At 73.6% G+C, this 6,473-nt stretch carries 7 protein-coding genes; 6 read left to right on the top strand and 1 reads right to left on the bottom strand.

What is annotated here, in order from left to right:
* On the bottom strand, positions 1 to 536 hold a 536-nt coding region (locus ACFYL4_RS20045; protein ID WP_387519867.1), incomplete at its 3' end, for a BTAD domain-containing putative transcriptional regulator.
* Positions 537 to 744: 208 nt separating this feature from the next.
* Here ACFYL4_RS20045 and ACFYL4_RS20040 point away from each other — a divergent pair.
* The 6 genes from ACFYL4_RS20040 to ACFYL4_RS20015 all read left to right on the top strand — a co-directional run bounded on the left by ACFYL4_RS20040 (position 745) and on the right by ACFYL4_RS20015 (position 6,329).
* Positions 745 to 1,626 (top strand): NAD(P)-dependent oxidoreductase, encoded by an 882-nt coding sequence (locus ACFYL4_RS20040; RefSeq protein WP_387519865.1) that lies wholly within the window; start codon positions 745 to 747, stop codon positions 1,624 to 1,626.
* A 145-nt stretch (positions 1,627 to 1,771) separates the two neighbouring features.
* Entirely contained in the window at positions 1,772 to 2,188 is a 417-nt protein-coding gene (locus tag ACFYL4_RS20035) for a hypothetical protein (protein ID WP_387519863.1), read from the top strand.
* Entirely contained in the window at positions 2,178 to 4,001 is a 1,824-nt protein-coding gene (locus ACFYL4_RS20030; RefSeq protein WP_387519861.1) for an ATP-binding protein, read from the top strand. The genes ACFYL4_RS20035 and ACFYL4_RS20030 overlap by 11 nt, the downstream gene beginning before the upstream one ends.
* Positions 3,998 to 4,657: a response regulator transcription factor gene (locus ACFYL4_RS20025; RefSeq protein WP_387519859.1), complete on the top strand. Its 660-nt coding sequence runs from the start codon at positions 3,998 to 4,000 to the stop codon at positions 4,655 to 4,657. Before ACFYL4_RS20030 ends, ACFYL4_RS20025 begins: the two co-directional genes overlap by 4 nt.
* A 206-nt stretch (positions 4,658 to 4,863) precedes the next feature.
* Positions 4,864 to 5,472, top strand: a complete 609-nt coding sequence (locus tag ACFYL4_RS20020; RefSeq protein ID WP_357767678.1) for a DUF4956 domain-containing protein — start codon at positions 4,864 to 4,866, stop codon at positions 5,470 to 5,472.
* Positions 5,473 to 5,498: 26 nt separating this feature from the next.
* On the top strand, positions 5,499 to 6,329 hold the full coding sequence (locus tag ACFYL4_RS20015) for a polyphosphate polymerase domain-containing protein (protein WP_387519856.1): 831 nt from the start codon (positions 5,499 to 5,501) through the stop codon (positions 6,327 to 6,329).
* Positions 6,330 to 6,473 lie beyond the last annotated feature (144 nt).

Here is a 6,473-nt window from a genome sequence, read left to right as displayed (position 1 = left end):
TCGCTCATCGTCTTGCGAGAGATGGCCTGGCGGCCGCTCGCGGTGCTGGCGGCTCCGCCGCCAGTAGGCGAAAGCATCCACAAAACACGCCCTAGTCGGCGCACCTCGGAGACGGCGAAACCCGCGTCCCCGAACCCCGCGAACGCCTCCCCCCGCCAGAGGGCCAGCGCGTCGGCCAGCGCCTCCGCGCGCTCACGGTCCGCCAGCGTGCGGGCGACCTCCACCCGGGCCCCGAACCGGTCGGCGTCCACGTCGTCGGAGCCGAGCCTCAGCAGGTATCCGGCCGGGCCGAAGGCGACCGCGGCCGGGTCCCCCAGGGCGCGCCGCAGCCGCGACACCTTGCCCTGCAACGCTCCCGCCGGATCGTCGGGAAGGCGTTCGCCCCAGAGGTCGTCGACGAGCCGGTCGACCGGAACCGGCCGACCGCGATGGACCAGCAGGTCCGCCAGGAGGGCGCGGACCTTCGCCTCGGCCACCCGTAGGGGCCGTCCGTCGTGGTCCCACACGGTGAGCGGACCGAGCACCCCGAAACGCATGTCCGCAGACTAACCGGACGGCGGTGGTCCGACGACGGTGGTCCGACGGCGAAGGTCCAGACGGGCAGGGGTCCGGGTGGGAGAGGTCGACCCGTGACAGGCCAGCCGGTCGGCCGGGCTGCGGCCGACCGACAGCGAACCGGCGGCCGACCGACAGCGGCCCCCGGCACGGTGGAGCCACGGAACACGCCACGACGAGAGGTACCGCATGAGCACCACCCAGGCCCCAGTCACCGTGATCGGCCTCGGCCCGATGGGCGAGGCGCTGGCCACCGCCTTCGTGGAGGCCGGACACCCCACGACCGTCTGGAACCGCACCGCCTCCAGAGCCGACGCGGTCGTCGCGAAGGGCGCCGTCCTGGCCGCGTCCCCGGCCGAGGCCGCCGCCACCAGCCCGCTGGTGGTCGTCTGCGTCCTCGACTACGACGCCTCGGACGCCGTCCTCCTGCCGATCGCCGACACCCTGAAGGGCCGCGCGCTGGTCAACCTCACGGCCGACACCCCGGCCCGGTCCCGCGCCGCCGCCGGGTGGGCCGCCGAGCACGGCATCGACTACGTCGACGGCGCCGTGATGTCGCCCGCCTTCACCATCGGCACGCCGTCCGCCGTGGTGATCTACAGCGGCTCTAAGGAGATCTACCGGACCCACGAGTCCACCCTGGCCGCCCTCGGCGGCGCGCACACCCACCTGGGCGACGACCACGGCCGCGCCGCCGGGTACGACCTCGCCCTGCTCGAGGTCTTCTGGACCTCGATGTCCGGGCTCGCCCACGCGTTCGCTCTCGCGAGGGCGGAGGGGATCGAACCGGCGGACTTCGCCCCGTTCGCCCAGGGGATCGTCGGGCTCCTGCCCGAGTCCGTGACCCACATGGCGGGCAAGCTCGACCGGGGCGATTTCTCCGCGGACGGGTCCAGCATCACCTCGAACCTGGCCACCATGGAGCACGTCATCCACGCCTCCAGGGACCGCGGCATGGACCCCGGGCCGCTGGCGACCGTCCGCCCGATCGCCCAGGCCGCCGTGGACGCGGGCCACGGCCACGAGAACGCCGCGCGCCTCTCCCAGCGCTACCTGGAGGACCGCGCCTGACACGGGCCCGCTCGCGGCCTCCGGGGCGGGCCTCCTCCCGAACGGAGGGGGCCCGCCCCTCATCGTGCGCCCGACCTGGGATCATGAAGACGTCCTCATGCCCGTTTCATGTGCACGCCGCCTTCGTCGGGGAGGCTTGACAGTCATGAGATCACCTCTGGTGCCACTGGCGGCCGGGGCGCTGACGGTCGTCGCCGTCACCGTCGCCGCCCTGGTGTGGGCGCTGTTCCTCCGCGACCCCGACCCGGGGCGCGCCTCCGAGGTGGTGCTCGGCGAGTCGCCCGGGGCCACCTCAGCCGCCGAACCCGACGACGGCGTGGTCAGCCCTCCCCCGCCCGTCACCGACCAGGACGGGGCGGGCGACGGCGAGGGCACCGGGGAGACCGGGACCCCCTCGCCCGTCCCCTCCCCCGAGCCCCCGGCCGAGCCGCCGACCGGGTTCCCGTTCGACTGCCTCGACGGGGGCTCCGGCCACGAGGCGTGGGGCGAGGAACAGTGGGAGGCCTGGTGGGAGGCGTGCCTGGACGCGCGGTACGAGAACGGGGACGACGATGACGACTGACCGCCAGCGGGGGGCGGAGGGGGACGGAGCGGGCGGCTCCACCGGACGCGGTTCGGTCTCCGGCACCGCCTCCGGCACGGGCGCCGCACCACACGCGGGGCCCGTGGCCGGTGCGGGCTCCGGTGTCGCCCCGGACACCGGAGCCGCCGACCCCGACGCCACCACCGCGCACGTTCCTCCGGGCCGCTCCAGACCCGGAGGTTCCACGCACGGCACACCGTCACCGGAAGGCTCCCCCGCCCCGGGCGGCACCTCCGTGTTCCCCACCCTCGTCCTGCGCGGCCCCCAGCCGGACCTCCCCCAGCGCCGCCGGGTGCCCGCCCGGCTGCTCATCACGGCCTGGGTGGTCCTGCTCATGGCCGGCGTCCTCGTCCTGGTCAACGTGGTCACCTGGAGCGCGTTGACCGCCCGGACCGACGATCGGGTCGACCGCGCCCTGGCCCAGGAGATCGCCGAGTTCCAGGGGTTCGCGGCGGTCGGCGTCGACCCCGACACCGGGGATGCCTTCGCCGACGTCTCGTCCCTCATCCGGGTGCACCTGGAACGCCAGTTCCCCGAGGACTCCGAGATCCTCTTCGGCTGGGTCGACGAACCGGAGGGCGACGCGCGGACCGGCGCCCAGGGCGGTGAACGGTCCGCGACGCGCGGCGGCCGCGGAGGCGAGGAGGTCGTCACCGGACGCATCCGGCAGGGGCAGGAGCCCCCGTACGACGTGTCCGCCGACCCGGCCATGGTCGAGGCCGTCCTGGACACCCCCGACGCCCGGGGTGTGCTGGACACCCCGGCCGGTCCGGTCGAGTGGGAGAAGATCCGCGCGCTGCCGCCCGAGGGCGACGGAGGGCCCGCGGGCTGGTTCGTGATCGGCTACTTCACCGCGCACGACGACGGCACCTCCGCCGGGACCATGGGCACCCTCGCCCTGGTCAGCGTGGTCGGGCTGCTCGCCGCCGCCACCGCCGCCTGGTGGGTGGCCGGGCGCGTCCTCGCCCCGGTCCGGCTGGTGCGCAGGGCGGCCGCCGAGATCACCGAGGAGGACCTCACCCAGCGCATCGAGGTGTCCGGCCGGGACGACATCGCCGCACTGGCCGAACAGTTCAACAGCATGCTGGACCGGTTGGAGGGGGCCTTCACCGAACAACGCCGGTTCGTCGACGACGCCGGGCACGAGCTGCGCACCCCCATCACGATCGTGCGCGGCCACCTGGAACTCATGGGCGACGACCCCGAGGAGCGCCGCGAGGTCGTCCGGCTGGTCACCGACGAACTCGACCGGATGGGCCGCATCGTGGAGGACCTCCTCCTGCTCGCCAAGGCCCAGCAGCCCGACTTCGTCCGCCCCGAACCCGTCTCCCTGGCCGAGCTCACCAGCGACATCGACGCCAAGGTACGCCAGCTCGGCGACCGCGACTGGCGGCTGGAGTCGCTGGCGGAGGAGACGGTGCGGCTCGACCCCCAGCGCGTCACCCAGGCCGTGGTGCAGCTCGCGGCCAACGCCGTGCGGCACACCTCTCCCGGTTCCACCCTGCGCACCGGCTCCCGCGTCAGCGGCTCCGAGGTGCGCCTGTGGGTGGCCGACCACGGCCCCGGCATCCCCGCCGAAGAACACGCGCGCATCTTCGGGCGCTTCTCCCGGGGCGGCCGCACCGCACGCGGAGACCGGGGCGCCGGGCTGGGCCTGGCCATCGTCCGCGCCATCGCCGAGGCGCACCACGGTCGGGTGGACCTGGTCTCGGCCCCCGGCGCGGGCTCGACCTTCACCCTCGTCATCCCCCTGACCCCCGTTGACGACCGCGATGGAAGGGAACACCTGTGAGCCGGGTACTGATCGTCGAGGACGAGGAGCGGATCGCCTCCTTCGTCCAGAAGGGACTGACCGCCAGCGGGTTCACCACCACGGTGGTGGGAACCGGGGCCGAGGCCGTGGACTACGCGGTCACCGGCGGCTTCGACCTCATGCTGTTGGACCTCGGACTGCCGGACACCGACGGGTTCGACGTGCTCCGCAGGGTGCGCGCCCTGGGGGTGGACGTGCCCGTGGTGATCCTGACCGCACGCGACGGGGTGCGCGACACCGTGACCGGGCTGGAGATCGGGGCGGACGACTACGTCACCAAGCCGTTCCGTTTCGAGGAGCTGCTCGCGCGGGTCCGGCTGCGGATGCGCACCGAGCGCGCCCCCGACCTGACGGTGCTGCACGCGGGCGGGCTCCGCCTCGACCTGCGGACCCGCCGGGTCGAGGTGGGTGAGGACTCGGTGGACCTCACCGCACGGGAGTTCGCGCTGCTGGAGCTGCTCATGCGCCACCCGGGTCAGGTGATGACCCGCCAGCAGATGCTGTCGCACGTGTGGGGGTTCGACTACGACCCGGGGTCGAACGTGGTCGACGTGTTCGTGCGCGCGCTGCGGCGCAAGGTGGGGGCCGAGCGCATCCTGACCGTGCGGGGCATGGGGTACCGGCTGACCGGCTGAAGAGGCCCGGGCCCGGCGGGCGGTCGCGGGTAGCGGTTGGTTCGAGGGGCCGCACCGTACGGCGGCCGCACCGGGTCGGACCGGCCGAACGGCCGCGGGCCCGGTGCGCCGCGACGCGAACCGACCGCCCGAGTCCCCGTGAAACATGAGGGTTCCCTCATGCCGGGCTCATGGCCGCCTCACCGTCGGCGCACACCATGAGGGACATGTTCTGGTTCGCTCTGGCGGTCGACCTGACCGCGATCACGGTGTTGTCCTACGTCCTCTACTTCCGCAGGCACGGTCGGCGGGACCTGGTGCTCGCCTACGTGGCGCTCAACGTCGGCATCTTCGCGGTCGTCTCGATGCTGACCCAGCAGGAGGTGGGCCTGGCGGTCGGGTTCGGCCTGTTCGGTGTGCTGTCGATCCTGCGGCTGCGCTCGGACCTGATCAGCCAGGGGGAGATCGGCTACTACTTCGTGGCGATCGCCCTGGGCCTGGTGAACGCGGTGGCGGCCCCGGCCCCGTGGCTGATGCTGGGACTGAACGCCCTGCTACTGGGCTCCCTGTACGCGGCCGGACACCCGAGACTGCTGGCCCGCACGCAGCGGCGGATCATGACCCTGGACGTGGTGCACGAGGACCCGGCCGCGCTCCGGCACGACCTGGAACGGCGCCTGCGCGGCCGGGTGCGGCACGTGGACGTGACGGAGGTGGACTACGTGCGCGACCTCATGGTCGTGGACGTGCGCTTCCAGGAACCGAAGCCGACCGAGGCCCCCGGTCGGCCCGCCGGGCGCCGCCCGTTGGCCGACGCCCTGTGGGGTGGGCGTTGAGACACCGCTCCCCCTCCCCCGCCCCCTTGCGCACCGTAACCCCTCCTGCGGACGGGAACCCCGGGCGGGCACCGGTCGCGCTGGACGGGCTGCGCCCGGTCTCGCTGGCCGAGATCAACGAGCGCGCCGCCCTGGTGACCCGCACCTGTCGCAAGTACCTGCTCCCCGCCGGGCTGGTGCCCGCCCTGTTCGACGGTTCCGAGCACCGGTTCGGCGTGCTGGAGATCGACGGCCGGTCCTCCTTCCTCTACTCGTCCACCTACCTGGACACCCCGGAGCTGCGGACCTTCCACGACCACCGCCAGGGGCGCAGGCTGCGTTACAAGGTGCGCACCCGCTCCTACGTGGACACCGGAACGGTCATGTTCGAGGTGAAGCTGAAGGGCGCGCGCGGGGTGACCGACAAGGTGCGTGTCGAGCTGCCCCCGGACTCCCCCGTGGACCGGTTGACCCCGCGCACCCGTGACTTCCTCGACCGGTCGTTGGGCCGCTGCCGTCTGGCGTCTCCGGACGTCCTGGTCCCCTCGGCGGTGACCGACTACCGGCGGACCACCGTGGTCGCTCTGGACGGCGAGGAGCGGGTGACCGTCGACCAGGACCTGGTCGGCTACCGGGGCGACCTCGAAGTACGGATGCGCCCGGAGGTGGCGCTGCTGGAGGTGAAGACCCGGGGCGGGCTGACCGCCACGGAGCGGCGGCTACACGCGCTCGGAGTGCGGGAGGCCCGGTTCAGCAAGTACGCCGCCGCCCTGGCCGCCCTCGAACCAGGCCTGCGCGGCAACCGCTGGCACCGGGCGATGGGCCACTGCATGGACCACCCGACCCGGGTACGCGCCCGCGCGTCGGCGGGAGCGTGACCGGTACCGGGTGTTTCACGTGAAACACCCGGAGGGCGCCGTGACGCCGTGACCTGCGCGGAGACGGCCGCCGCCCCGTAACCGGTCGGGGCGGCGGCCTGGTTCCGCGGGCCCTCTCCCGCTACAAGAGGGAGTCCGCGGCAC

The organism is Nocardiopsis sp. NPDC006938, from assembly GCF_042869555.1.
GTDB lineage: Bacteria > Actinomycetota > Actinomycetes > Streptosporangiales > Streptosporangiaceae > Nocardiopsis.
The sequence above is the reverse complement of the archived record's forward strand: the minus strand, read 5'-3'. Positions and strand labels throughout refer to the sequence as shown.

Bases quoted from the DNA above. Each gene is read 5' to 3' on its own strand.
- ACFYL4_RS20040 (WP_387519865.1), top strand. From the start codon at position 745: ATGAGCACCACCCAGGCCCCAGTCACCGTGATCGGCCTCGGCCCGATG.
- ACFYL4_RS20035 (WP_387519863.1), top strand. From the start codon at position 1,772: ATGAGATCACCTCTGGTGCCACTGGCGGCCGGGGCGCTGACGGTCGTC.
- ACFYL4_RS20030 (WP_387519861.1), top strand. From the start codon at position 2,178: ATGACGACTGACCGCCAGCGGGGGGCGGAGGGGGACGGAGCGGGCGGC.
- ACFYL4_RS20020 (WP_357767678.1), top strand. From the start codon at position 4,864: ATGTTCTGGTTCGCTCTGGCGGTCGACCTGACCGCGATCACGGTGTTG.